We start from the raw sequence: 26,306 nt of genomic DNA, 5'->3' as shown, positions 1-26,306 counted from the left end.
CCGGACGCCGGCGGTACGGGAACGGTCCCGTCCCGGTGGCACGCGGCCACCGGGACGGGCACCGGGCGGTACGGAGCCGTGAATCCGGCTCCGTCAGCCGGCTCTCTGCGTGCCGCTCGCCCGGCGACGCAGGAGCCAGGCTCCGCCGACGGCGGCCACGGCGAGTACGCCGGCGCCCGCCGCGATCTGGGTGGTGTCGGAGCGGACACTGCCGCCGACACCGGTTCCGACATGCCCGGTGGGGCCGGTGGGGCGATGACCGGACGGTGCGTCCCCGCGCCCCGGGGTCTCGCGCCCGTCGCCGGGGCCGTCGTCGCGGCGGCCCTGATCCTCCTTGTCGCCCCGGCCGGAGTCCCCGTGCGAGGAGTCCCGTCCGGAGTCACCGCGCGAGGAATCCCGTCCGGAGTCACCGCGCGAGGAGTCCCCGTGCGAGGAGTCCCGGCCACCCGAGGGCTCGCGTCCGTCCGGGCCGCTGTCGTGGCCCGACGCGTGGTCGCCGCGACCGGACGAGTCGCCCCGGCCGCCGCCCCCGTCGTGGCCGCCGCCGCCCCGGTCCGAGTCCCTGCCGTCTCCTCCGTCCCCGTACCCGCTCCCGTCCCCGTCCCCGGAGGCGTCGCCGAATCCGGAGAAGGCGCCGCCCCCGCCCACCGCGTCGAGCAGCGAGGGCACCTGGCGCCCGGAGAGGACGTCGAGGGGGAACAGTTCCTCGGCGCCGTTCCCGGACTCGTCGCCCGGAGGGTCCTCGTCGGTGCGCGACGCGGCCTGGGCCGGACCGGACTGCGGTGCGTCGGCCCCGGCCGCGTAGGCCGACGGCCCGGCGGCGAGGAGGCCGAGCGCGGCTATGGTGACCGCGGATGCGGCGGTACCGGTCGCTATGCGGACAGGGCGCATGGGGGGTTCCTCCGGCGATGGTCACGAGTCGGTGTGTCCTGACCACGAGCTAACGGGCGACACGCCGTGCACGCCTGCTGACACCGGGTCAGCTTTCACCCGCACGGACCGGCGCGCCGTCCTTGCCAAGGTGCGATCGTGCAGGTCACGGCCGTGATCGGGGTGGATGTGGTCAGTCCTTTGCCATCCGGTGCCGATCGGGTGACACGAGGTGCGTGCGGTGTGGCGTACGTCACATGCATGACTCTGCGGTCGCCGGGCACATGTTCCACACCCCCCACGGGACGGTGTCACGGCCGCCCCCGGCTGCCGCCCCCGCCGAGCCCGCCCCCCTGGGCCCGGCGGGGGCGGATTCGCGCCGGAGCGTGTCCGAATCCGAGTGATCCGCTACGTACAGCGACCGAATGCTTCGGCAGTGTGTAGATCTGATGGCGGGGGCGGCGAATCGGTAGTGCCCGTGCGTGGGCGCACGTCAGGCTGGAACTCGCACATTCGTGCCCATGGTCCGTCCATAGAAAGCCCACGCCGCAGATGCACACGCCCCTTCGATCCGGCATCCCCGAGATGCGCCTTCCGCGCGCGGGGAGGAGGTGGCGCACGTGCTCCGCTATGTGATCCGCAAGGCGGCCGGCTGGCTGCTGATGATCGTGGTCGCGACCAACGCCACGTATTTCCTGGCCAGTTGGTTCCTGGACCCGCGGGCGAACTTCCGGGAGCTGCGTCCGGTCCGTACCGAGGAGCAGATCGACCGGGCCCTCGCGCCGTACAACCTGAGCCCGCAGGAACCGGTGCTGCACCGCTGGTGGGACTGGTTCACCTCGGTGGTGCTCCACTTCGACTGGGGCCGGTCGCCCACCGGCGTCGCCGTCAACGGCGAGATCGGCTACCGGGCGCTGATCAGCGGGGAACTGGTCATCATCGCCACCGTCCTCTCCGTGGTCATCGGCGTCGGACTGGCCGTGTACACCGCCTCGCGGCAGTACGGCTGGGCCGACCGGATCACCCAGGCCGTGTCCATCGCGGTCTTCAACGTCCCGACCGCCGTCGCCGCGCTCGCCGTGGTCTTCGTGGCCATCTGGCTCAACCAGCACGCCGGGCTGACCTTCCTCTACGTCGCCGGGGAGAACTCACCCGACGTACAAGGGGTGTTCGCGACGATCGGTGACCGGCTGCTGCATCTGATCCTGCCGACCGTGAGCCTGACGCTCATGGGCTACGTGGGCTACCACCTGACCCAGCGCTCCCTGCTGCTCGACACGATCAACGCGGACTTCGTCCGGACCGCCCAGGCCACCGGCCTCACCCGGTCCCGGGCGATCCGCAGACACGCCCTGCGCGCCGCGCTCATCCCGACCGCCACCTCCGTGGCGTTCAGCATCCCGGCCATGTTCACCGGCGCCGTCATCACCGAGACGATCTTCGGCTGGAACGGCATGGGCCGCTACTTCATCCAGACCATCAGCAAGAACGACGTGCACGGCACGGTCGCGACGGCGGCCTTCGCCGCCGTCCTCACCGCGATCGGTGCGATCCTCGCGGACGTTGCCACCGTCTTCCTCGACCCCCGAGTGAGGGTGAACTGACGTGGCGACAGACCTTGGGACCGAAACCCCGAAGGAGACCGGGGGCACGCCCCATCCGGGCCTCGGCCGGCTCTACCTGCGGCGATTCCTGCGCAACCGGTTCGCCGTCGTCGGTGTGGTGATCTTCCTGCTGCTGGTGCTGTTCAGCGCCTTCGGCGGGCTGCTCACCCCGTACACGTACTCCGACGTCGACTTCGCCGCGCTCACCCAGGCGCCGAGCGGCACCCACTGGTTCGGCACCAACCAGGGCGGCAACGATGTCTACGCCTCCGCCGTCCACGGGCTCCAGCGCTCCCTGGTGATCGCGGTGAGCGTCTCCGTCCTCACCGTCGTCGTCGCCGCGGTCATCGGCTCCAGCGCCGCGTACTTCGGCGGCCGGGTGGAGAAGGCGACCCTCGCCCTCATCCACTTCCTGCTGGTCGTCCCCTCGTTCCTGATCCTCGCCCTGGTCTCCCACCGGCTGGCCGGGGACTGGCGGGTCCTCATCGTCGTCCTCACCGTCTTCGGCTGGATGTCGACCGCGCGGGTCGTCTGGTCCGTCTCCACCTCGCTGCGGGAACGGGACTACGTCACGGCCGCCGAGTTCATGGGTGTCCGCGCCTCCCGGATCATCCTGCGCCACATCATCCCCAACCTCGGCTCGCTGCTGATCGTCAACCTGACGCTCGGCGTCGTGGCGACCGTGCTCAGCGAGACCGCCCTGTCCTTCCTCGGCTTCGGCGTCCAGACCCCGGACGTCTCCCTCGGCACGATGCTGGCCGACGGCGCGTCCACCGTCACCAGCGCCCCCTGGCTCTTCGCCTTCCCCGCCGGGCTGGTCGTGCTGCTCACCGTGTCGATGACCTTCGTCGGCGACGGGCTGCGCGACGCCCTCGACCCCACGTCCGTGACCGGTGCGGCAGGAGGCCGACGATGACCATCACCACCCAGGCCGGGCCCCAGGCCGCTCCCGCCACCGCCGAACCGGTCCTTTCGGTACGGGACCTGCGCGTCACCTTCCCCTCGGAGGCCGGGCCCGTCGAAGCGGTGCGCGGCGTCGGCTTCGACCTGCTGCCCGGCCGGACCCTCGGCATCGTCGGCGAGTCCGGCTCCGGGAAGTCGGCCACCGCGATGGCCGTGATGGGCCTGCTGCCCGCCTCCGCCGAGGTGAGCGGCCAGGTGCTGCTCGGCGGGCGCGACCTGGTCGGCCTCGGCGACAAGGAGCTCTCCGCGATCCGCGGCAACTCCATCGGCATGGTCTTCCAGGACCCGCTCTCCGCGCTCACCCCGATCTTCTCCGTGGGCCGGCTCCTCGCCGACGCCCTCCGCGTCCACCAGGACCTGACGAAGAAGGCCGCCTGGGAACAGGCCGTCGAACTCCTCGACCTGGTCGGCATCCCCGACCCCCGGGGCCGGGCCAAGTCCTTCCCGCACGAGTTCTCCGGCGGCATGCGCCAGCGCGTCGTCATCGCGATGGCCATCGCCAACCGGCCCTCGGTGCTCGTCGCGGACGAACCCACCACCGCCCTCGACGTCACCGTGCAGGCCCAGATCCTGGACGTGCTGCGGCTCGCCCAGCGGGAGACCGGCGCCGGGCTCGTCCTCATCACCCACGACCTCGGCGTGGTGGCCGGCCATGCCGACGACGTCGCCGTGATGTACGCGGGCCGGATCGTGGAACGGGCCGGTGTCGACGAGCTGTTCCGCCGTCCCGCGATGCCCTACACCGCCCGCCTCCTCGCCGCCGTGCCCACCGTGGACAGCGGCGTCCACCGGCCCCTGGTCCCGATCGGCGGCGAACCGCCCGCGCTCGTGGACCTCCCGGCGGGCTGCCCCTTCGCGAGCCGCTGCGCCGTGGCCGAGGACGCCTGCCGGGCCGAGGAGCCAGCCCTCCGCGAGATCACCGGCCACGGCCACGCCGCCTGCCTGCGCGCCGACGAGATCCTCGCCGGAACCCTGGACCCGGCCGGGGACCCCGTACCGGACGAACCGTCCGACGGGGCCGGTGAGCCGGCCGCGGGCGAGGTGGTGCTCCGGGTCGAGGACCTGGTCAAGACCTTCCCCGTCACCAAGGGCGCGCTGCTCCGGCGCCGGGTCGGCACCCTGCACGCCGTCAACGGGGTGAGCTTCGAGCTGCGCGCCGGAGAGACCCTCGGCCTGGTCGGCGAGTCGGGCAGCGGCAAGACCACCACCCTGATGGAGGTCCTGAGGCTGAAGCGGCCCGAGGGCGGCCGGATCGAGGTCTCCGGCACTGAGACCGGTACGGCCGAGTCCGCCGCCCGCGCCCGGGAGCTGCGGCAGGACGTACAGATCGTCATGCAGGACCCGCTCGGGGCGCTGAACCCGCGACTGCCCGTCTTCGAACTGCTCGCCGAGCCGCTCCGGGCGGCCGGGAAGGACCGGGAGGCGATCACCGCCCGGGTCCGTGAACTCCTCGCGCTGGTCGGCCTCGACCCCACGGTGAGCGGCCGCTTCCCGGCCGCGCTCTCCGGCGGCCAGCGCCAGCGGATCGGCATCGCCAGGGCCCTGGCCACCGAGCCGAAGCTGCTCGCGCTCGACGAGCCGCTGTCGGCGCTGGACGTGTCCGTACAGGCCGGGGTGATCAACCTGCTGGCCCGGCTCCGGCGCGAACTCGGACTCGCCTACCTGGTGGTCGCCCACGACCTGGCCGTGGTCCGGTACGTCTCCGACCGGATCGCGGTGATGTACCTCGGACACATCGTCGAGACCGGCGCGACCGAGGCGATCTTCTCCGACCCCAAGCACCCGTACACCCGGGCGCTGCTGTCGGCGATCCCGGTGCCCGACCCGGGACGGGAACGGGCCCGCGAACGGATCGTGCTCCAGGGCGAGCAGCCCAGCGCCACCCGCCCGCCGGCCGGCTGCGTCTTCGTCGACCGCTGCCCGCTGTACCGCCTCGCCGACGAGGACGTGAAGGCCCGCTGCCGCACGGAGCGCCCCGAGACCACGGAGGTGGCCGCGCGCCCCGGCCACCGGTACGCCTGCCACGCCGTCTGAGCCCGCCCGCACCCCCTGAGCACGCCCCCTACCACCGAACCAGTAAGGAACCCCTCCGCCATGCGCGCAAGACTTGCCCTGCCCCTCGCCCTCGTCGCCGCCGTCTCGGTCGCGGCCACCGCGTGCGACTCCTCGTCCGGGAAGGACGGGGGCGCGACGGGCAAGGACGCCCCCAAGGCCGCCTCGTCCGTGACCGACTACAACCCCGTCCCGTACGACAAGGTCAAGGACGGCGGCACGTACACCAGCGCCGGGACCTTCGACGACCAGGGCAACCCGTTCAACGTCAACGCCACCCTGACCGCGTCCCGGGTCTGGGCCTGGTACAACGCCGACGCGATCACGTACGCGCCCACCGGCGAGGTGCAGTACAACCCGGACTACTACAGCGATGTGAAGGTCACCACCGAGGGCGGCAACCAGAAGGTCGTCCTGACGATCAACGAGAAGGCCACGTTCAACGACGGCACCCCGATCGACTGGACCGCCATCGAGGCCACCTGGAAGGCCAACAACGGCTCCGACAAGGGCTTCGACGCCTCCACCACCGACGGCTACAGCCAGATCACCTCGGTGGCCAAGGGCGAGAACGCCAAGCAGGCCGTCATCACCTTCAAGGGCGTCGACTCCGCCTGGTCGACCCTGTTCAGCACCTTCCTGCACCCCAAGGCGGCCACCGTCGCCAACTTCAACAAGGCGTACATCAAGAAGGCCCACCCGGAGTGGGGCGCGGGTCCGTACACCGTCGGCGAGTGGAACACCCACTCCGGCAACATCACCTTCGTCCGCAATCCCAAGTGGTGGGGGAAGAAGGGCAAGCTCGACAAGCGCGTCTACGTCAACCTGGAGTCGACCGCCGCCGTCAACGCCTTCAAGAACGGCCAGCTCGACTACACCTCGGCCGTCGACGCCGAGAGCCTCAAGCAGCTCAAGGGGCTGAAGGGGACGGAGATCCGCAGCGGCGGCTCCCCCTTCGAGTACTCGCTCTACTTCAACACCAAGTCCGCGACCCTCGCCGACCAGGCCGTCCGCAAGGCCATCCAGCAGAGCGTCGACCGCTCCCAGATCGCGAAGATCCAGTTCCAGGGGCTCGACTACACGGAGCCGCTGCCCGGCTCGGCCGTGCTGTACAGCTTCCAGAAGGGCTACGAGGACAACGTCTCGAAGGTGCTGACGTACGCGCCGGACGAGGCGAAGAAGACCCTCGACGAGGCCGGCTGGAAGCCCGGCGCCGACGGCATCCGCGCCAAGGACGGCAAGAAGCTGACGGTCGGCTACACCATCGTCGGCGAGGACCCGCTGGACAAGGCCATCGCCGGTGCCTTCGCCGCGATGCTGAAGCCGGCCGGCGTCGAACTGGTCGTCAAGAAGGCCGACGCGGCGGACTTCGCGAAGGTCCTCAGCGAGCGCAGGTTCGACCTCTTCCTGTCCGGGAACCGCTCCATGGACCCGTACGGCGCCCGCTACCTGTGCGACTTCTACTGCTCCGACCGTGACTCCAACATCACCGGTTCCGGCACCCCGGAGCTGGACAAGAAGATCCGGGACGTCCTCGGCATCGCCGACCTCGACAAGCAGGCCGCGGCCGCCAACGTGGTCGAGCGCGAGGCGCTCCAGCAGTACGCCTTCCTGCCGCTGTTCAGCGGTCCGTCCACGTACAGCGTGAAGAAGGGCCTGGCCAACGTCGGCGCCACCATCTTCTACAGCCCGCTCCCGGAGACGATCGGCTGGGAGAAGTAACCGCACGCGCACGGTTCTCCGCCCCGGTACGGCCGCCCGGCCGCACCGGGGCGCGGTGCGTCCGGGGACGGATCCCCGAACGGGCTTGACCTCAAGCCTTGTTGAGGTACGAGGCTCTTCGCATGGACCTCACCACAGTGCCCACGACGCCCGCCACCGCACCCCTGAAGGTCGCGGTCATCCTCGCCAGCAACCGCGAGGGCCGGTTCGCCCCGGTCGTCGCCGACTGGCTCCTCACCCACACCGGGGCCCACCCCGACATCGAGACCGACCTGATCGACGTCGCGGAGGCCGACCTCCCGACCGCCATCTCCTTCCGGCCCGCCCCGGACGCGCAGGCCCGGCTCGACGCCGTCGCGCCCCGGCTGGCGGCGGCCGACGCCTTCGTCGTCGTCACCCCCGAGTACAACCACTCCTACCCGGCCCCGCTGAAGAACCTCATCGACTGGTACCGGGACGAATGGCAGGCCAAGCCCGTCGGCTTCGTCTCGTACGGAGGGGTCTCCGGCGGCCTGCGGGCCGTGGAGCACCTGCGGCAGGTCTTCGCCGAGCAGCACGCCGTCTCCGTCCGCGAGACGGTCTCCTTCCACAACGCGGGCGCCCTCTTCGACGAGCGGGGCCGGCTCCGCGACCCGGAGGGCAGCGACGCGGCGGCCAAGGCGCTGCTCGACCAGCTGCTGTGGTGGGGGAGGGCGCTGCGCGGGGCCAGGGCCGCGCACCCCTACGCGGGCTGACCGCCCGTCAGGGCGCGTCCGCCCCCAGGGCTTCCACGATCCCGGTCTCGCGCGGGCCCAGGAAGTGCGGATCGCGGTCGAGGAGCGCGTCCAGCGCCGCCTTCCCCGCGGCGAACACCTCCCGGGTCCCGCCGTAATACCAGGTCGCGTCGTGGACCGCGTCCACGCCGACCCCGTACGCGTCGATCCCGGCGGTCCGGCAGAGGGCGACCGCCCGGCGGATGTGGAAGCCCTGGCTCACCAGCACCGCGCGGTCGACCCCGAATATCTTCTTGGCCCGCACGCACGAGTCCCAGGTGTCGAAACCGGCGAAATCGCTCACGATGCGCCGGTCCGGCACCCCGTGCTCCCTGAGGTAGGTGCGCATGGCGTCCGGCTCGTCGTACTCCTCGCGGCTGTTGTCGCCGGTCACCAGCACGACCCGCACCTTGCCGTCCCGGTACAGCTGGGCGGCGGTCTTCAGCCGGTTGGCGAGGTACGGGGACGGCCTGCCCTGCCACAGGCCGGCCCCGAACACCACCGCCACCTGGCGCGAGGGCGCGTCCGCGACCGTCCCGACCCGGGCGCCGGCGGCCGCGTACGTCCAGGTCATGGGCGCCAGTCCGAGTACGCACGCGGCCATCACCCCCTGCACGGCCCGCCGCTGCCCACGCCGCGTCCGCAGCCACCCGGGCCGTTCCACCCGCATACCGAACCCTCCCGTTCCTCACCTTTACGACCTGAAGGACGATCCGGAGATCGAAAAGGTTCTCGAACCGACTTCACTTCGGCGGTCCCGACAGGGCCTTGACGGCCGGGCGGAGCAACGCGGCGATGCGGTCCGCGGGAACCCCACGAAGCGCGGCCAGGCCGAGGAACTGGTGGCCGATGGTCACGCCCAGCAGCACGCTGACCATCAGCGCGGCGCGCAGCTCGGGATCCTCGGCGGCGGGCAGAGCGGCACCGACGCTGTCGATCTGCCGGCCGAGAGCGGCACGGACGTGATCGGCCGCGGTCCGGTCGGTGAGCATGGACCGCATCATCGCCAGCGTGCCTTCGGGAAGGCCGCCGAGCTTGAGGCCGAGCGAGGTCAGCAACTGCTCGACGATCTCGTCGGTGTCGGTGGCCGTCAGCGCGGCGGGGGCCACCCGCACGGCTTGGCCGAACAACCCCCGCTTCGAGCCGAAGTACTGCATGACCAGGGCCGGATCGACGCTCGCCGCGGCCGCCACGGCGCGAATGGTGGTGCGCTCGTACCCCTTCTCGGCAAACAGCTCCCGGGCGCTGTCGAGGATGCGCACCTCGGTTGCCCGGCGTCGGTCGGCCCGGGACTGGTGAGAAGTGGACACCGATTCACTCTACAGCCGTTGACCGAAATTCCGGCCGACCCTACGGTGAGCGGGTCAACAAGTGTTGAGCGAATGGAACGGTCACCGTGTCGCATCCGGATACCCCTGCTGCCCGCACCCCTCGCGAGGTGCTGACCTGCTACTACCAGGCCATGCTCGACAAGTCCCCGGACGATCTCGCCGATCTCTACGCCGTCGACGCGGTGCACGTGTTCCCGTTCTCCTCACCCGGCTTCCCGCCGAGCTTCGAAGGCCGTGAGGCCGTGCGTGCCGGCTACCGGGCGGCCTGGGGCGCCAGCCCCGTTCAGGTGGAGGAGGTCAGGAGGGTCACGGCCTACGAGACCTCCGACCCCGAAGTGATCGTCGCCGAGCATGTCGTGGTGGGAACGCTGCCGACCAGGACCACCACGTTCACCGTTCCCGGTCTCCTGATACTCCACGTCCGCGACGGACTGATCACGCGGGTCCGCGACTACATGGACGGACTGGGCGTTGCCGACGCCAGGGACTGAGGACCCGGGCAGCACTCGGCCCGTTCGGCCCTGCCCGGGATACCCGTCCCACTCGATCCAGCCCACCCGGGCCGGCGCGAGGGCGGACGACCGACGCCGTCGCGACAGGGCGGTGGCGGAGTGCCCCGGAGCATCCGGAACGTCTGGAGTGCCCGGAGCGTCACTGTCGGTGCGGCCGTCTACTGTCGGAACCATGGACGGTACGCACGGCACGCACAGCTCGTACGGCACGGACCCCTACGGTCCGGCGGACACCGAGCGCTGGGACACCGAGCCGGACAAACGGCCCGGCCGCACCGCGTTCCAGCGCGACCGCGCCCGCGTACTGCACTCCGCCGCGCTGCGACGGCTCGCCGGAAAGACCCAGGTGGTCGCCCCCGGCACCGTCGGCCGCTCCTGGGACGCCAGCCCGCGCACCCGGCTCACCCACTCCCTCGAATGCGCCCAGGTCGGCCGGGAGCTCGGCGCCGCGCTCGGCTGCGACCCCGACCTGGTCGAGACGGCCTGCCTCGCCCACGACCTGGGCCATCCGCCCTTCGGGCACAACGGCGAACAGGCGCTCAACGACTTCGCGTCGGACTGCGGGGGCTTCGAGGGCAACGCCCAGTCGCTGCGCCTGCTGACCCGGATCGAGCCCAAGCGCTTCGTCCCCGACACCCGCACCGGCGAACCGGTCAGCGTCGGCCTCAACCTGACCCGCGCCGCCCTGGACGCCGCCACCAAGTACCCCTGGCCCCGCGGCGGACACCCCACCGACCCCGGCTCCCCGAAGTTCGGGGTCTACGAGGACGACCTCCCGGTCTTCACCTGGGCCCGCCAGGGCGCTCCCGTCCACCGCACCTGCTTCGAGGCCCAGATCATGGACTGGTCCGACGACGTCGCCTACTCCGTGCACGACTTCGAGGACGGGCTGCACGCCGGGCACATCGACCCCGACCGGCTCTGCGCCCCCTCCGAGCGCGACGGGATCCCCGCGGTCGCCCTCGGCCGCTACGTACCGGCCGACACCGACCCGGCCGAGCTGACCGAGGCGCTGGACCGGCTCACCGCCCAGGAGTGGTGGCCGCGCGGCTACGACGGGACGGCCGTCGCCCAGGCCCGGCTCAAGGACGCCACCAGCCAGCTGATCGGCCGGTTCTGCCTGGCCGCCGAGCGCGCCACCCGCCGGGCGTACGGAACCGGCCGCCTCGGCCGCTACACCGCCGAGCTGGTCGTCCCCCGCGAGGCCCGCCTGGAGTGCGCGGTGCTCAAGGCGGTCGCCGACCGGTACGTGATGCGCCGCGCCGAGCAGGAGGCGGTCCGCGCCGAGCAGCGGGTCGTCATCGCCGAACTGGCCGCCGCCCTGACCGCCAGCGCCCCCGAGGGGCTGGAGCCGCAGTTCCGGGCGCTCTTCGACGCCGCCCGCGACGACACCGCCCGCAAACGCGTCCTGGTCGACCAGATCGCCTCCCTCACCGACGCCTCCGCCCGGTCCCTGCACGCGGCGCTCGCCTGACCAATCCGTCCTGGTCGGGCCGGGCTCGCGTGCCGCACCCCGCCCGGCGGGCCGGTCCCACCAGACTGGTGACCGGGTACACCCCTACCGCCATCACGCCGCGTGCGGGAGGCTCGCAGGCGGCGGAGCGCAGCAAGCACCGAGGAGGCATCACGTGGTCGACGCACACCAGACGTTCGTCATCGTCGGCGGAGGACTGGCCGGAGCCAAGGCGGCCGAGACGCTCCGGACGGAGGGATTCAGCGGCCGGGTGATCCTGCTCGGCGACGAACGCGACCATCCCTACGAACGGCCCCCGCTCTCCAAGGGCTACCTGGCGGGCAAGGAGGAACGGGGCAGCGTCTTCGTCCACGAGCCCGCCTGGTACGCGGGCGCCGAGATCGAGCTGCACCTGGGCCAGCCGGTCACCGCCCTCGACCGCAAGGCCCGCACCGTCCGGCTCGGCGACGGCACCGTCGTCCACTACGACAAGCTGCTGCTCGCCACCGGGGCCGAGCCGCGCCGCCTCCAGATCCCCGGCACGGACCTGGCCGGCGTCCACCACCTGCGCCGCCTCGCCCACGCCGACCGGCTGCGCAACGTGCTCTCCGCACTCGGCCGCGACAACGGCCACCTGGTGATCGCCGGGGCCGGATGGATCGGCCTGGAGGTCGCGGCGGCGGCCCGCGGATACGGCGCCGAGGTCACGGTCATGGAGCCGGAGCCGACCCCGCTCCACCGGGTCCTCGGCCCCGAGCTCGGCCAGCTCTTCACCGACCTCCACAGCGACCACGGGGTCCGCTTCCACTTCGGCGTCCGCCTCACCGAGATCATCGGCCAGGACGGCCTGGTCCTCGCCGTCCGCACCGACGACGGCGAGGAGCACCCCGCCCACGACGTGCTCGCCGCGATCGGCGCCGCCCCCCGCACCGCCCTGGCCGAGACCGCCGGCCTCGCCATGGCCCCGCGTGCGGACGGCGGCGGCATCGCCGTCGACGCCTCGCTGCGCACCAGCGACCCGCACATCTTCGCCGCCGGGGACGTGGCCAACGTGGCCCATCCGCTGTTCTCAACCCGGCTGCGGGTGGAGCACTGGGCCAACGCCCTGAACGGCGGCCCGGCCGCGGCCCGCGCCATGCTCGGCCAGGAGGTCGCCTACGACCGGGTGCCGTACTTCTTCTCCGACCAGTACGACCTCGGCCTCGAATACTCCGGCTGGGCGCCGCCCGGCAGCTACGACCAGGTGGTGGTCCGGGGCGACACCGGAAAGCGGGAGTTCATCGCCTTCTGGCTGAAGGACCAGCGGGTGCTGGCCGGGATGAACGTCAATGTGTGGGACGTCACCGAGACCGTGCAGGCACTGATCAGGTCCGGCCGCCAGACCGACCCCGAGGCCCTGGGGGACCCGTCCGTACCCCTGGAGTCCCTGGTCTGAGCCGGGCCGGCGGCCCCGTGCGCGGGGCCGGTCCACGGCGGGCGGGCCGGACTGTCGCACCTCACCCGTAGAATTCACTCGTGGCAGGCAGGATCAATGACGACGATGTGAAGGCGGTACGGGACGCGGTCCCGATCGACGCCGTCGTGTCCGAGTACCTCCAGCTGCGCAACGCGGGCGGCGGCAACCTCAAGGGCCTCTGCCCGTTCCACGACGAGAAGTCACCCTCCTTCCAGGTCAGTCCGAGCAAGGGACTCTTCCACTGCTTCGGCTGCCAGGAGGGCGGGGACACGATCGCCTTCGTGATGAAGATCGACCATCTCTCCTTCTCCGAGACGGTCGAGCGCCTCGCCGCCAAGGCGGGCATCACCCTGCGCTACGAGGAGGGCGGCTACAACCCCTCCCACCAGCGCGGCGAGCGCATCAGGCTGGTCGAGGCGCACAAGGCGGCCGCCGAGTTCTACACCCGGCAGCTGGAGGGGCCCGAGGCCGAGATCGGCCGCGCGTTCCTCGCCGAGCGCGGGTTCGACCAGGCCGCCGCCGCCCACTTCGGCGTCGGCTACAGCCCGGCCGGCTGGGACCACCTCACCCGCTACCTGCGCGGCAAGGGCTTCAGCGACAAGGAGCTCATCGCCTCCGGCCTCTCCCAGGACGGCCGCCGCGGCCCCATCGACCGCTTCCGCGGCCGCCTGATGTGGCCGATCAGCGACACCTCCGGCGACGTCGTCGGCTTCGGCGCCCGCAAGCTCCGCGCGGACGACAACGGCCCCAAGTACCTCAACACCCCCGAGACCGCGATCTACAAGAAGTCCCAGGTGCTCTACGGCATCGACCTCGCGAAGAAGGACATCGCGAAGGCCAGCCGGGCCGTGGTCGTCGAGGGCTACACCGACGTCATGGCCTGCCATCTCGCCGGGATCACCACCGCCATCGCCACCTGCGGCACCGCCTTCGGCGGCGACCACATCAAGATCCTCCGCCGCCTCCTGATGGACAACGGCAGCGCCCGGGTGATCTTCACCTTCGACGGTGACGCGGCCGGTCAGAAGGCCGCCCTGCGCGCCTTCGAGGACGACCAGAAGTTCGCCGCGGAGACGTACATCGCGATCGCCCCGGACGGCATGGACCCCTGCGACCTGCGCCTGGTCAAGGGCGACGAGGCCGTCCGCGAGCTGGTCGAGCCCCGCACCCCGCTCTTCGAGTTCGCGCTCCGGCAGATCGTCGCCCGGTACGACCTGGAGACCCCGGCGGGCCGGGCCGCCGCGCTCGACGAGGCGGCACCGGTGGTCGCCAAGATCAAGACGCTGAGCATCCAGCGGGAGGTCGCCGTCCAGCTCGCCGGCCTCGTCGGCATCCTGGACCAGGAGTTCGTCGTCCACCGCGTCGCCCAGTTCGCCCGCTGGGCCCGCGACCGCGGGGACCGGGGCGACCGGGGCCGCGCCCCCGCCCGCCGCGAGCAGCAGCAGTCCGCCCCACCGGCGCCCCGAGGCCCCTCCGGCCCGGCGCTCCACCTCCGCAGCCCCGCGTTCCACACCGAGCGGGAGCTGCTGAAGCTCGCCCTCCAGCGCCCCGAGCTGGTCTCCCCGGCCTTCGACGCCTACGGCGAGGACGAGTTCACCGCCCCGCCCTACGCGGCGGTGCGCCGGTGCATCGAGGAGGCGGGCGGCGCGGAGCGCGGCCTGGCCGAGGCCCGGGAGTACCTGGCCGCCGTGCTGGACACCGCCCCCGACGACTCCGTGCGCAGCCTGGTCACCGAGCTCGCCGTCGAGGTGTTCCGCGGCAAGTCCATCGACGAGACCTACGCGGGAATCCAGCTCGTCCAGGTCCGGCTGCGCGCCGTCGACCGCCGCATCGGCGACGTACAGGGCAGCCTCGCCCGCCTCGGCAGCAACGTCGCCCCCGACCACCTGGCCGCCGCGCAGAACGAGGTCTGGGTCCTCCAGCAGTACGCCCAGTCCCTGCGCAGCCACGGGGCCGCCGCGCTCTGAGCGGGGGAGCGGTCCCCCGCGTAACCGGCGGTCACGGAACGGACTCAGAAAGTCGCCGCACGCCCCTCGTGGCGGAGAGATGTCTTCCCCCACACTGGTGGCGGTGCCTGAGACATCGGAGCGCGGCCGGTCCACCCAGCGGTGGGCCTCCCTGCCGCGGCCCGGCAGCGATCACCTGGAGGTCGCCCCCGTGCAGACCCGGACCCCGACCACGACCGAGCACGTCTCGGCCATCCCCGCGCAGAACCGGGCCGTACGCCATCCGGAGACTGCGGTGGAACCGCCGGACGAGCCCGGACCGCGCGAGGCACCCGGGGCGCCCGGGTCCCGGCGCGGACGTGGACCGGAGGCCACCGGGCCGTCCTCCGACCTCTTCCGCCAGTACCTGCGGGAGATCGGCCGGATCCCCCTGCTCAGCGCCGAGGACGAGGTGGAGCTGGCCCGCCGCGTCGAGGCCGGGCTCTTCGCCGAGGAACGGCTGGCGGGCACCCCCGACCCGGACACCCGGCTCGCCGTCGACCTGGACCGGCTGGTGGTCATGGGGCGCACGGCCAAGCGCCGCCTCATCGAGGCCAACCTCCGGCTCGTCGTCTCCGTCGCCAAACGCTACGTGGGCCGCGGGCTGACCATGCTCGACCTGGTCCAGGAGGGCAACCTCGGGCTGATCAGGGCCGTGGAGAAGTTCGACTACGCCCGGGGCTACAAGTTCTCCACGTACGCGACCTGGTGGATCCGGCAGGCCATGTCCCGCGCCCTCGCCGACCAGGCGCGGACCATCAGGGTCCCGGTCCATGTGGTCGAGCTGATCAACCGCGTCGTCCGCGTACAGCGCCGGATGCTCCAGGAGCGCGGCTACGAGCCCACCCCCGAGGAGGTCGCCGAACAGCTCGACCTCACCCCGGAACGGGTCGGCGAGATCCTGGTCCTCGCCCGGGAGCCGGTCTCGCTGCACGCCCCGGTCGGCGAGGAGGACGACGTCGCCCTCGGCGACCTCATCGAGGACGGCGACGCCGCGTCCCCGGTCGAGTCCGCCGCGTTCCTGCTGCTGCGCGAACACCTGGAGGCGGTGCTCTCCACCCTGGGCGAGCGCGAACGGAAGGTGGTCCAGCTCCGTTACGGGCTGGACGACGGGCGGCCCCGCACCCTGGAGGAGATCGGCCGGATCTTCGGCGTGACCCGCGAACGCATCCGCCAGATCGAGTCCAAGACCCTCGCCAAGCTCCGCGACCACGCCTACGCCGACCAGCTCCGCGGCTACCTCGACTGACGGCGCCGGACACGCGGGAGGGCCCGTACCACCGGTACGGGCCCTCCCTCCTCCTCAGGAAGCGCCGGATCTAGTCGACTTCGGCGACCGCCTGGGCGAACTGCGCCGAGTACAGCCGCGCGTAGGCGCCCCGGGCCTCCAACAGCTCGTCGTGCGTGCCCTGTTCGACGATCGAGCCGTTCTCCATCACCAGGATCACGTCGGCGTCCCGGATGGTGGAGAGCCGGTGCGCGATCACGAAGCTGGTACGGCCGTGGGCCAGCCGCGCCATCGCCTTCTGGATCAGCACCTCGGTACGGGTGTCGACCGAGCTGGTCGCCTCGTCGAGCACCAGGATCACCGGGTCGGACAGGAACGCCCGCGCGATCGTGATCAGCTGCTTCTCACCCGCGCTGACCCCGGAGCCCTCGTCGTCGATCACCGTGTCGTAGCCGTCCGGCAGCGTACGGATGAACCGGTCGGCGTGGGCCGCCCGCGCCGCCTCCTCGATCTCCTCGCGGGTGACCTCGCGGGAGGCCCCGTACGCGATGTTGTCCGCGATCGAACCGCCGAACAGCCAGGTGTCCTGGAGGACCATGCCGATGCCCTGCCGCAGCTCGTCGCGCGACATCCGCGCCACGTCGACACCGTCCAGGGTGATCCGGCCGCCCGTCACCTCGTAGAACCGCATCAGCAGGTTGACCAGCGTGGTCTTCCCGGCGCCGGTCGGACCGACGATCGCGACCGTGTGACCGGGCTCGACGTTCAGCGACAGGTCCTCGATGAGCGGCTTCTCCGGCTCGTAGCGGAACGACACCTTCTCCAGCGAGACGCTGCCCCGCAGCTCCTCGGGCCGCTCGCGCTCCTCGGGCGACGGGTCGGCGCCCTGCTCCTCGGCGTCCAGCAGATCGAAGATCCGCTCCGCCGAGGCGATGCCCGACTGCACCAGGTTCGCCATCGAGGCGACCTGGGTCAGCGGCATCGAGAACTGCCGCGAGTACTGGATGAACGCCTGCACGTCACCGATCGACAGCGCCCCCGAGGCCACCCGCAGACCACCCACGACGGCGATCAGCACGTAGTTCAGGTTGGAGACGAACATCATCAGCGGCTGCATGATCCCGCTGTTGAACTGCGCCTTGAACCCGGCCTCGTACAGCGCCTCGTTCTGCTCGGCGAAGTCCTTCGCGGACTCCTCCTGCCGGCCGAAGACCTTCACCAGCGTGTGCCCGGTGTACATCTCCTCGATGTGGGCGTTGAGCTTGCCCGTCACCTGCCACTGCTGCACGAACTGCGGCTGCGACCGCTTGCCGACCTTCGCGGCCACGAACGCCGAGAGCGGCACCGTCACCAGCGCGACGACCGCCAGCAGCGGCGAGACCCAGAACATCATGACCAGCACGCCGACGATGGTCAGCAGCGAGTTGATCAGCTGGCCCAGCGTCTGCTGCATCGTCTGCGAGATGTTGTCGATGTCGTTGGTCGCCCGGCTGAGCACCTCGCCGCGCTTGGCGCGGTCGAAGTACGACAGCGGCAGCCGCGACAGCTTCGTCTGGATGTCCTCGCGCATCTGGAAGATGATCCGGTTGATGATCCGGATCGACAGCCGCGTCGCCACCAGCATCAGCAGCCCGGCGCCGACGTAGACCGCCAGCGCCACCAGCAGCACGTCGCGCACCGCGTCGAAGTCGATGCCGTGACCGGGGACGAAGTCCACCCCGGCGAGCATGTCGGCCAGCGTGCCGTTGCTGTGCCGCAGCCCCTCGACGGCCTGCTCCTTGGTCGTCCCCGCGGGCATCTGGCGGCCGACGACCCCGGCGAAGATCAGGTCGGTCGCCCGGCCGAGGATCTTCGGCCCGACCACGGACAGGCCGACGCTCAGCGCGCAGGTCACCAGCATCACGTACAGCGAGGTCTTCTCCGTCGCGAAGCGCTTCAACAGCCGCTTCGAGGACCCCTTGAAGTCCATCGACCGGTCGGTCGGCGCCCCGCCCGCCATCATGCGTCCGCCAGGCCCGGCCATTACGCGGCCTCCGCTTCCGTCAGCTGGGAGAGCACGATCTCCCGGTACGTTTCATTGCCGTCCATCAGCTCGTGGTGGGTGCCGGAGCCGACGACCCGGCCCTCGTCGAGCACCAGGATGCGGTCGGCGTCGCGGATGGTGGAGACCCGCTGGGCCACGATCACCACGGTCGCCTCGGCCGTCTCCCGCGTCAGCGCGCCGCGCAGCGCGGCGTCGGTGGCGTAGTCGAGGGCGGAGAACGAGTCGTCGAAGAGGTAGATCTCCGGCCGCTGCACCAGCGTCCTGGCGATGGCCAGCCGCTGCCGCTGCCCACCCGAGACATTGGTGCCGCCCTGCGCGATCGGCGCGTCCAGCCCGTGCTCCAGCGCCGAGACGAACTCCTTGGCCTGCGCCACCTCCAGCGCGTGCCACAGCTCCTCGTCGGTCGCGTCAGGGTTCCCGTAGCGCAGGTTCGACGCCACCGTCCCGGAGAACAGGTACGGCTTCTGCGGTACGAGGCTCACGGTCCGCGCCAGCAGCGCCGGGTCCAGCGTCCGCACGTCCGTGCCGTCGACCAGCACCTGGCCGTCCGTCACGTCGAACAGCCGGGGCACGAGACCGAGCAGCGTCGACTTCCCGCTGCCGGTCGAGCCGATGATCGCGGTGGTCTCGCCGGGGCGGGCCACCAGGTCCACCGCGCGCAGCACCGGCTCCTCGGCACCCGGGTAGCGGAAGTCCGCGCCACGCACCTCCAGATGGCCGTGGGCCGTCAGCTCGCGGACCGGCTTCACCGGCGGGACCACGCTGGACTCGGTCTCCAGGACCTCCTGGATGCGCTCGGCGCACACCTCGGCGCGCGGCACCATCATGAACATGAAGGTGGCCATCATCACCGACATGACGATCTGCATCAGATAGGCGAGGAAGGCGGTCAGCGCGCCGATCTGCATGCCGCCGCTGTCGATGCGCTGGGCGCCGAACCAGAGCACGGCGATCGACGAGACGTTGACCACCGTCATCACGGTCGGGAACATCAGCGCCATCAGCCGGCCGGTGGACAGCGCCACATCGGTCAGCTCGGTGTTGGAACCGCGGAACCGCTCCTCCTCGTACCCGTCCCGGACGAAGGCCCGGATGACGCGGTTGCCGGTGATCTGCTCGCGCAGCACCCGGTTCACCGTGTCGAGCCGCTCCTGCATCGTGCGGAACAGCGGACGCATCCGCTTCACGATCAGACTCACCGCGATACCGAGGACCGGCACCACCGCCAGCAGCACCGCCGACAGCGGCACGTCCTGGCCGAGCGCCATCACGATGCCGCCGACACACATGATCGGCGCCGACACCATCAGCGTGAACGTCATCAGCACCAGCATCTGGACCTGCTGGACGTCGTTGGTGGTGCGGGTGATCAGCGAGGGCGCCCCGAACTTCCCGACCTCGCGCGAGGAGAACGACTGGACCCGGTCGAAGATCGCCGCCCGGACGTCACGGCCGAGCGCGGAAGCGGTGCGGGCGCCGTAGAAGACGGCCCCCATGTTGCAGACCACCTGGCCGATGCTGACGGCGATCATGATGCCGCCGAATTCCAGGATGTAGTTCGTGTCACCCTTCACCACACCGTTGTCGATGATGTCGGCGTTCAGGGTGGGCAGGTAGAGGCTGGCGCAGGTCTGGAGCAGCTGGAGCACGACCAGCAGCAGGATCGGCTTTCTGTACGGGCCGAGATGGGCCCGCAGGAGTTTTATGAGCACGCGTGTCTCTCGGAGTCGGCAGAGGTCGGGAGTCGATCCATCTTCCGGTACCGGTGACGGGGGCCGCGACCGTTTTTACTCAAGACCAGGTCAAAAAACAGACCGAGTACACAAGTGGGACGAGGTACTCCACCGGCGTACGCGACCCTGCCGTGCGGACCCTTCACACACGCCGTCGCGCGCGGGCGTTCCCCGGCCCGCGGACCCTTCCCGGCCCGCAGGCCCTCCACGGCCTGCGGACCCTCCTCGACTCTCGGGCCCTCCTCAGCCCGCGTGGTCGAAGGCTCCCGGGTGGATCTGGTCCCGCGTTGCCGCGTACTGCTGGCGCACGGCCTGCCCGACGGCCAGCTCCGCACCCGGCTCCAGCACCTGCGCGGCGGCGCCCTGCCAGGCCGGCGGGGTGAGGGGATCGGCGGTACCCCGCGAGACCCCCAGCGCCCAGGCGGCCTGCCGGGCCGCGCCCAGCGCCGCGTACTCGGCGGGCTGCGGCACGACCACCTGCGTCCCCAGGAGCGCCGGGGCGATCGTCTGCACGGCGTGCAGCGCGGCCGCCGCCCCCAGCAGGAACACCCGCCGCACCTCGACGCCCCGCCCGCGCAGCACGTCGAGCGCGTCGGCCAGCGAGCAGAGCATCCCCTCGAAGGCGGCCCGCGCCAGGTGCTCCGGCTTCATCGACTCGCGCCGCAGCCCGCACAGCGTCCCGGCGGCGTGCGGCAGCCTGGGCGTCCGCTCGCCCTCCAGATACGGCAGCAGGACGAGCCCGGACGCGCCCGGAGTGGACTTCAGCGCCAGCGTGGAGAGGTCGTCGAGGCTCTCGACGCCGAGCATCTCGGCACTCCCGCGCAGCGCCCGTACGGCGTTGGAGGTGTGCACCACCGGCATGTACCGCCCGGTCGCGTCGGCGAACGACGTGATCGTCCCGGTCGGGTCGGAGAGCGCCTGGTGGTGCACCGCCATGACCGATCCCGACGCCCCCAGCGACACCACCGCGTCACCGGCCCCGAGCCCGAGCCCGAGCGCCGCCGCCATCGTCTCGCCGGTCCCCGCGGAGATCAGCAGCCCCTCGGGGGTCGTACCGGCCGTGTCGGAGGGGCCGAGCACCTCGGGCAGCGCGGCCTGGTGCCCGAGCGCGAGCTCCACCAGGTCGGGCCGGTAGGCCCCGGTCTCCGCGGACCAGTAGCCGGTGCCGGACGCGGCGCCCCGGTCGGTGGTCCGCCGGGCGGGGCGGCCGAGCAGCTGCCACACCAGCCAGTCGTGCGGCTGGAGCACCGAGGCCACCCGCTGGGCCGCCTCCGGCTCGGTCCGCGCCATCCAGCGCAGCTTCGACACCGGCTGCGCGGCCTGCGGCACCGAGCCGACCGCCTCGGCCCAGGCCTGCCGCCCGCCGAGCCCGTCGACCAGATCGGCCGCCGCGGCCTGCGCCCGCCGGTCGTTGCCGAGCAGCGCCGGACGGACGGGGTTGCCCTGCTGGTCCAGGGGCACCAGGCCGTGCTGCTGGGCGGAGACCCCGATGGCCTCCACCCCTTCGAGCAGCCCGCCGGTGGCGGCCTCGCCGAGCGAGAGCAGCCAGGCCTGCGGGTCCACCTCGGTTGCCTTCGCCTCGACGGGATGTGCGGCGAACCCCTGGCGCAGCACGGCGCCCGTGTCCGTGTCGCAGACGACGATGTGCGTGAAGGCGGAAGAACTGTCCAGCCCGGCGACTATCCCCATGCACAAGATTCTGCCGCACCGCGGGGACGTTTCCGTACCCGTGGTGCGGCAGGAGCGGGACGCCCTCGGCGGGGCCCTACGTGTTGCTGGTGCCCCAGTCGTCCTCCGTGACCCTGTCCTGGCGCGGCCGCAGCCGCGAGGCCACCGAGGCCGGCACCTTCTCGCCCACCTTGTCGCTCACCGCCTGGTAGGCCTTTCCGGCCAGGTCCCGGCCGCTCTGGGCGGCGGATTCGGCGGTGTTCCGGACGGCCGGGTTCCGGGCGATCCGGCGCGCGGACTCCTTCAGCTGCTCGTAGCGCTCCCGCCCGGCCCGTGTCCCGATCACGTATCCGAGGGCCAGTCCGGCGATGAACGTGAGCCGGTACCGCATGGGTGCCACCCTTCCTTGCGACGTGTGCTGCCCGCGTGCCTGCGGGCACCGGAGATCACCCCGGGGGATACCGATTGGCAAAGCACCCCCCTGCTTGCGCTAATGTATGTGTCGCAGCGAGCACGCGCCGCCCGGCAGGAGCCAGGGTGGTCGGGTTCGGTGCACACGCAGCAATCCCCTGTAGCTCAATTGGCAGAGCAGCCGGCTGTTAACCGGCAGGTTACTGGTTCGAGTCCAGTCGGGGGAGCGCGATCCCCTGTAGCTCAATTGGCAGAGCATTCGGCTGTTAACCGGAGGGTTACTGGTTCGAGTCCAGTCGGGGGAGCGGATCGGAAGAGGACCCTTCGGGGTCCTTTTTCGTGTGCCCGCCCACCGTCCTCGCCGTGGTGCGGGTGGGGCTGGAGTGACTCTTTCGCATGGACTTCGCCCGGTCCGGAACCACGCGGAGCGCGCCGGAGTCTTCATGGTCATGCGTAGCCGACCATCCGGAGCGGGAGATCGTATGACCGGCTATGCTGCGGCAGACGGCGCGCACACTTGTACGCGCCACGCCGAAAAGGGGCGGTAGCTCAGCCGGTTAGAGCAGCGGACTCATAATCCGTCGGCCGTGGGTTCGAGTCCCACCCGCCCCACTCGGTATCCCCAGGCAGAATCGTTCTGACCTGGGGAAACGTGTTTTTCGGACGATTTTTGCGTGCGGCGTTCGCTGTGTGACGGTGCGGCGGACGCGGGGCCGGGTGTGCCGGGGCGGTCCTTCAGGGTGCTTTGACCTGGGCCTTCGTGGTGATGTGGTGGTGGGAGTGTCGGGCGGCGGTCCCCACCTGCCTGGCAGTCATGGTTTCTCCTTGTCCGTATGGATTTCTATCGGCTTGCCGTCACCGGGGTGAACTGGATGTTTGGCCGGGATTGGTGCAGAGGTGCGCTGGGTTGGAGTGAGTCAGAAGCAACCGAATGAGAATGGCTGCTTCGCTCCGTAAAGCCCCAGCTCAAGAAGTGTTGTCCCCGCGCCCGCGGGGATGGTCCGCTGTATCACGAGCACCGCGCCGACTGCGCGGTCATCGAGGCGAACAACAGCGGCGACTACCTGCCCGCGTTGCTGGAGCAGGTGGACCCGACGGTGAACTGGCGCATCGTGCACGCCACGCGGGGGAAGCGGGCGCGGGCGGCTCCTGCGGCGCAGCTGTATGAGCAGGCCCGGGTGTCGCACGTCGGCCCGGCTCGGGTGTTCGCGGAACTGGAGGAGCAGATGACGACATTCGTCGGCCAGGGGGAGATGGAGGACTCCCCAGACCTGTTGGACAGTGCGGTGTGGGCGCTGTGGGATTTGTTCCTCGACCCGACGATGCCGTCCCCGCAGGGCGGGGACGATCAGCTTCTGTCAGGTCGGCGCTAGCTGGCCCAGGTCGCTGTCAGTGGGCTGTGGCAGCGTGGCCTGTTGACCGGCGATGGCGCGAGAACAGGGAGCTGTGGCGATGGAGGATGCCCGGGGACTTCCGGAATGGCTGGTGAGTGGTCGAACGTCTGGTGTTGTGAACGCGTCGGGTGTTCTGGATGCCCGCCGGTTGGGGCGCCGTCGTGAGGGCATGATCGGACGGTTCGGCGTGAGTATGAAGAGTGTGGTGAACCTGCCCACAGGGACGGGTAAGACTCTGAACTTCGTGGCGGTGGCACACGAAGCGGCCAGACAGGGACACAGACTTACGGTCGTGGTCAAGGGCCGTTACGAGCTCGCGAAGTTCGAGGACGAGTTGGAAGCCGCCCGAGCAGGGCTTGGCGGGAATACGGGCAACCCCACCAGACCGGACTACTTCAGCCTGGATTCCGAGCCGTACGCGCCACGGAGGTTGCGTGCTCGTACTGCTCCGGTGGCCGAGTACAAGGCGCTTTGCGGGAGGGCGGTCGAGTGGGAGATGTCCGGGCGTGATCGGGAGTGGCGGGAGGCGGCGGGAGACCGACGTACTCGAAACCCTGCGGCACGGCGTGCGGTAGTGATTCGAAGCGAGGGACGCTGCGAGAACCCGGAGTGCCTGCTGCCGGACCTTCCGTACCGGACGAAGGCCGGGGAACCGTTGCTGGAGGTTGACCATATCGATGACCATGCCAGTGGCGGCCGGGACCATCCGGCGGCGATGATCGCCTTGTGCCCGAACTGCCACCGGAACAAAACGCATGGAGCTGGGCAGGCTGAGCTTGCTGAGCGGCTGCGCAAGGTCGCGGCGGACCTGCACGATGCCTGGGATTTCGGCGTCGCGTAGCCGGTTCGTTGGCGTGCGCGAAGCATCGCTGGCTCTGCAAGAGAGGGTTTGTATGACGACGGCACCGTCCAGAGTGGGCGTGGTGATGCACTGGCTCTTTGGCCGTGGTGAGCACCGGTGGCGTGTGGCCGACGAGCTACAGATTTCTGCGGCGTTGGGGCGTATCCCATTGGATGCGGGCTCCGGCTTGAGGCGGCGGGTGGAGGCAGCAGGTCGTAGGCGGGATGAAGGAGGGGCTCGTTTTCTGGCTCTCTTCATCTACTCACCGTTAGGGTTCGTCGTTTGGCTGCCCCTCATAGGAATGATCACTTTCGGTAGCACTCGGCTGATCTCAGTCTTTACCGCGTTGATTTTCACCACGTGCACGGTGGGGCTGTGGAGGACACTTCTTTACCGAGTTCTTCTCGCGCGGATGATGGTGCCTCTGGTCGCGCTGATAAGCGCGTATACGTGGTGGGTGGTTTACAGCATGGACTCCGGGATGGCGGGGCTCTCCCCACCCGTCGCCAGATTTAGCATATTGGTGCTTATTTTTGGGTCTTTGCCCGGTACCTTCTGGTTCTATCGGAAATGGCGACGGAGTGTTCGGGTGGAGGCGCACGCCTACGACGTGCTGGCAATAGCGGTTCTGCATGTAGCTGACCGGATCTACGAGGAACGTAACCTCTGGCGGCGCGGCGCGAAGGTTCGCCAATGGTGCGGATCGCTGGAGAACCTGGCGGTGGAGGCGGCACGGTATCTGGCTCTCAGAGAACGAATTGACCCCGCTGACGCTGGGCTGAGAAGTGAGCTGCGCGATGAAGCGTTGCGTGTGGGCGAGTCGATCCGGTTGCACAAGCGAGCTTTGGTCACCGCTGTATCCGCTGAAGATGTTGAACGCGTGGTCGCCTCACTCGTCAACGGCATCGACGCTCTTGTTCGTGAGGACCGTGCTGCCTTGCTGGCCAATGCTCCTGGCCTCCCTTCGAGGGCATCCCGCTTGCGTGCGGCGGGAGCACGGGTACTTCCGGGAGTAGTGCTCATCGGAATTGCCTGGGCACTGCCATTGATTCCGGGGATTTCGCACACTGCGGAGAGTTCGGCTCGATTGATGCTGCTGGTGCTGGGTGTGACGTCGATCCTCTCGTCACCCGATGCGGCAGGCCATGTGCGTGATGTTCTTGGCAAGGCGCTGCCTTTCAAATAGTGGATACGCTGTGCGTAAGGCGTGGGGCTGAGCTTCCTGGAGTGGATGTGGGCCTGCGCCAATTTGTGATCGATGCGTGGTTGTGGCTGAACTACAAGCCGGTGATGGCCGAGGCCGGGAGACCGGGTAGTCGTGCGTTCCATGAGCTGGCCAAGACGTGGATGCCGCCCCACGAGTTGCGGCGGCTGGCCGCGTACAAGGTACTGGCGTCGTACGACAACAACCAGGCCGGGCAGCTCGCGGACATCGAGGGTGACCCGGGTGCGTTGGAGCGTCGAGAGCTGGGCGACGCGGCGAATCTCGTGGACACCGCGCTCGGCTACCTCCTGGGCTCGGAGCAGAAGGTCGCGGTCGAGGGGGCGGAGAACGCCAACGAGGAGACGCCGACGCCAGGTGCGGCGGAGGCTGTCGCGGTACAGAAGCGGTTGCGGGAGTGGGCGGACAAAGAACTGCTGACGTTCCGAGTCCAGCAGGCGGAGCGGGCGGCGGTGCTCCTTGGCGACAGCGTGATGGTGCTGGCGTGGAACCCGGAGAAGCAGCGGCCGACGTTCCGGGTCTACGATCCGGGGTTCTTCTTCCCGCAGTGGGACGACGAGGACGACGACTTTCCCGTGCGTGTACATCTGGCGTGGGAGCTTCCGGCGGACGACGACGCCGGGCTGAAGGCGCAGGTGCGCCGGGTCACATATGAGCTGGGGCCGATCTCCGAGGATGGTGAGCAGGCCAGCGACGTTGGAGGCGGAGGCGTGGTGGGGTCGCGTTCGTATCCGTGGGAGCCAGGCCGGGCGTCCAACGTGACGTGCTACCTCACGGATGCGGAGTGGCTGCTGGAGGACTTGAAGAACGGCGAGACGCTGGACCGGCTGCCGATGGGCAAGGCGAGCTTCCGGGCTTCGTGCCGGTGGTGCACATTGCGAACACGATTCCCGATGGCGGGGAGCACTGGGGTCGCTCGGTGCTGGCGCGGTTTCTGCAGGCGCTGGATGAGCTGGCGGCCACGGACTCGGACAGCTCGGCGGCGTCCGCGACGACGGGCACGCCGATCATCGGGCTCGCCGGTGCGCGGTTGCCGGTAGACCGGGCGACGGGCAAGCCGCAGGA

21 protein-coding genes and 3 tRNA genes are annotated in these 26,306 nt (G+C 70.5%); 17 read left to right on the top strand and 7 right to left on the bottom strand.

The features are described from left to right. Window positions 1-93: 93 nt before the first annotated feature. On the bottom strand, window positions 94-891 hold the full coding sequence (locus ACIQGQ_RS04965; protein WP_402390763.1) for a hypothetical protein: 798 nt from the start codon (window positions 889-891) through the stop codon (window positions 94-96). A gap of 599 nt (window positions 892-1,490) precedes the next feature. On the opposite strand from ACIQGQ_RS04965, the gene ACIQGQ_RS04960 reads away from it, so the two are divergent. The 5 genes from ACIQGQ_RS04960 (at window position 1,491) to ACIQGQ_RS04940 (ending at window position 7,945) form a co-directional block, all read left to right on the top strand. Continuing rightward, the gene (locus ACIQGQ_RS04960; protein WP_402390760.1) at window positions 1,491-2,474 is read left to right on the top strand and encodes an ABC transporter permease; all 984 of its coding nucleotides are present in this window, start codon (window positions 1,491-1,493) and stop codon (window positions 2,472-2,474) included. Window position 2,475: 1 nt separating this feature from the next. After that, window positions 2,476-3,390, top strand: a complete 915-nt coding sequence (locus tag ACIQGQ_RS04955; protein WP_402390757.1) for an ABC transporter permease — start codon at window positions 2,476-2,478, stop codon at window positions 3,388-3,390. Then, window positions 3,387-5,471 (top strand): dipeptide ABC transporter ATP-binding protein, encoded by a 2,085-nt coding sequence (locus tag ACIQGQ_RS04950; RefSeq protein WP_402390755.1) that lies wholly within the window; start codon window positions 3,387-3,389, stop codon window positions 5,469-5,471. The genes ACIQGQ_RS04955 and ACIQGQ_RS04950 overlap by 4 nt, the downstream gene beginning before the upstream one ends. Window positions 5,472-5,531: 60 nt before the next feature. After that, window positions 5,532-7,211, top strand: a complete 1,680-nt coding sequence (locus tag ACIQGQ_RS04945) for an ABC transporter family substrate-binding protein (RefSeq protein ID WP_402390752.1) — start codon at window positions 5,532-5,534, stop codon at window positions 7,209-7,211. Window positions 7,212-7,333: 122 nt separating this feature from the next. Then, on the top strand, window positions 7,334-7,945 hold the full coding sequence (locus ACIQGQ_RS04940) for an NADPH-dependent FMN reductase (protein ID WP_402390750.1): 612 nt from the start codon (window positions 7,334-7,336) through the stop codon (window positions 7,943-7,945). Window positions 7,946-7,952: 7 nt separating this feature from the next. Here ACIQGQ_RS04940 and ACIQGQ_RS04935 read toward each other — a convergent pair whose 3' ends face one another. After that, window positions 7,953-8,633, bottom strand: a complete 681-nt coding sequence (locus ACIQGQ_RS04935) for a vancomycin high temperature exclusion protein (protein ID WP_402390748.1) — start codon at window positions 8,631-8,633, stop codon at window positions 7,953-7,955. Between the two features lie 73 nt (window positions 8,634-8,706). Then, the gene (locus ACIQGQ_RS04930) at window positions 8,707-9,273 is read right to left on the bottom strand and encodes a TetR family transcriptional regulator (RefSeq protein WP_402390745.1); all 567 of its coding nucleotides are present in this window, start codon (window positions 9,271-9,273) and stop codon (window positions 8,707-8,709) included. Between the two features lie 86 nt (window positions 9,274-9,359). Here ACIQGQ_RS04930 and ACIQGQ_RS04925 point away from each other — a divergent pair, with 86 nt between their 5' ends. The 5 genes from ACIQGQ_RS04925 to ACIQGQ_RS04905 all read left to right on the top strand — a co-directional run bounded on the left by ACIQGQ_RS04925 (window position 9,360) and on the right by ACIQGQ_RS04905 (window position 15,949). Next, a complete protein-coding gene (locus tag ACIQGQ_RS04925) occupies window positions 9,360-9,785 on the top strand; it encodes a nuclear transport factor 2 family protein (RefSeq protein ID WP_402390742.1) in 426 nt (141 codons plus the stop codon). Between the two features lie 193 nt (window positions 9,786-9,978). Continuing rightward, a complete protein-coding gene (locus ACIQGQ_RS04920) occupies window positions 9,979-11,280 on the top strand; it encodes a deoxyguanosinetriphosphate triphosphohydrolase (protein WP_402390741.1) in 1,302 nt (433 codons plus the stop codon). A 154-nt stretch (window positions 11,281-11,434) separates the two neighbouring features. Continuing rightward, window positions 11,435-12,694 carry an FAD-dependent oxidoreductase gene (locus tag ACIQGQ_RS04915; protein ID WP_366291227.1) on the top strand — a complete coding sequence of 420 codons (1,260 nt, stop codon included), beginning with the start codon at window positions 11,435-11,437 and terminating at the stop codon, window positions 12,692-12,694. An 80-nt stretch (window positions 12,695-12,774) separates the two neighbouring features. Then, window positions 12,775-14,682 carry a DNA primase gene (dnaG, locus tag ACIQGQ_RS04910; protein WP_402390739.1) on the top strand — a complete coding sequence of 636 codons (1,908 nt, stop codon included), beginning with the start codon at window positions 12,775-12,777 and terminating at the stop codon, window positions 14,680-14,682. Between the two features lie 190 nt (window positions 14,683-14,872). After that, window positions 14,873-15,949: an RNA polymerase sigma factor gene (locus tag ACIQGQ_RS04905; protein WP_402391961.1), complete on the top strand. Its 1,077-nt coding sequence runs from the start codon at window positions 14,873-14,875 to the stop codon at window positions 15,947-15,949. A 70-nt stretch (window positions 15,950-16,019) separates the two neighbouring features. On the opposite strand, the gene ACIQGQ_RS04900 is transcribed toward ACIQGQ_RS04905, so the two are convergent. The 4 genes from ACIQGQ_RS04900 to ACIQGQ_RS04885 form a co-directional block, all read right to left on the bottom strand. Further along, on the bottom strand, window positions 16,020-17,951 hold the full coding sequence (locus ACIQGQ_RS04900) for an ABC transporter ATP-binding protein (RefSeq protein WP_402390737.1): 1,932 nt from the start codon (window positions 17,949-17,951) through the stop codon (window positions 16,020-16,022). Next, complete coding sequence (locus ACIQGQ_RS04895) at window positions 17,951-19,684, bottom strand: ABC transporter ATP-binding protein (RefSeq protein ID WP_402390734.1); 1,734 nt, start codon at window positions 19,682-19,684, stop codon at window positions 17,951-17,953. The genes ACIQGQ_RS04900 and ACIQGQ_RS04895 overlap by 1 nt, the downstream gene beginning before the upstream one ends. A gap of 264 nt (window positions 19,685-19,948) precedes the next feature. Next, window positions 19,949-21,394 carry an FGGY family carbohydrate kinase gene (locus tag ACIQGQ_RS04890; protein WP_402390732.1) on the bottom strand — a complete coding sequence of 482 codons (1,446 nt, stop codon included), beginning with the start codon at window positions 21,392-21,394 and terminating at the stop codon, window positions 19,949-19,951. Window positions 21,395-21,470: 76 nt separating this feature from the next. Next, entirely contained in the window at window positions 21,471-21,764 is a 294-nt protein-coding gene (locus ACIQGQ_RS04885) for a YtxH domain-containing protein (protein ID WP_402390729.1), read from the bottom strand. 174 nt (window positions 21,765-21,938) lie between these two features. Here ACIQGQ_RS04885 and ACIQGQ_RS04880 point away from each other — a divergent pair. The 7 genes from ACIQGQ_RS04880 to ACIQGQ_RS04850 all read left to right on the top strand — a co-directional run bounded on the left by ACIQGQ_RS04880 (window position 21,939) and on the right by ACIQGQ_RS04850 (window position 26,281). Further along, a tRNA-Asn gene (locus ACIQGQ_RS04880) sits at window positions 21,939-22,011 on the top strand. 5 nt (window positions 22,012-22,016) lie between these two features. Beyond that, a tRNA-Asn gene (locus tag ACIQGQ_RS04875) sits at window positions 22,017-22,089 on the top strand. A 233-nt stretch (window positions 22,090-22,322) separates the two neighbouring features. Next, window positions 22,323-22,396 (top strand) — tRNA-Ile (locus ACIQGQ_RS04870). A 329-nt stretch (window positions 22,397-22,725) separates the two neighbouring features. Continuing rightward, window positions 22,726-23,157, top strand: coding sequence for a hypothetical protein (locus ACIQGQ_RS04865; protein WP_402391959.1), 432 nt, complete (start codon window positions 22,726-22,728; stop codon window positions 23,155-23,157). 79 nt (window positions 23,158-23,236) lie between these two features. Then, a complete protein-coding gene (locus tag ACIQGQ_RS04860) occupies window positions 23,237-24,019 on the top strand; it encodes an HNH endonuclease (protein WP_402391956.1) in 783 nt (260 codons plus the stop codon). Between the two features lie 52 nt (window positions 24,020-24,071). After that, a complete protein-coding gene (locus ACIQGQ_RS04855; RefSeq protein ID WP_402390726.1) occupies window positions 24,072-25,205 on the top strand; it encodes a hypothetical protein in 1,134 nt (377 codons plus the stop codon). A gap of 41 nt (window positions 25,206-25,246) precedes the next feature. Continuing rightward, the gene (locus ACIQGQ_RS04850) at window positions 25,247-26,281 is read left to right on the top strand and encodes a hypothetical protein (RefSeq protein ID WP_402390723.1); all 1,035 of its coding nucleotides are present in this window, start codon (window positions 25,247-25,249) and stop codon (window positions 26,279-26,281) included. Window positions 26,282-26,306: the final 25 nt, after the last annotated feature.

It is taken from the genome of Streptomyces sp. NPDC092952 (assembly GCF_044754785.1).
In the GTDB taxonomy this organism is placed as follows: Bacteria; Actinomycetota; Actinomycetes; order Streptomycetales; family Streptomycetaceae; genus Streptomyces.
Note: the sequence above shows the minus strand (reverse complement) of the source record. Positions and strands in the feature narration are given on the sequence as shown.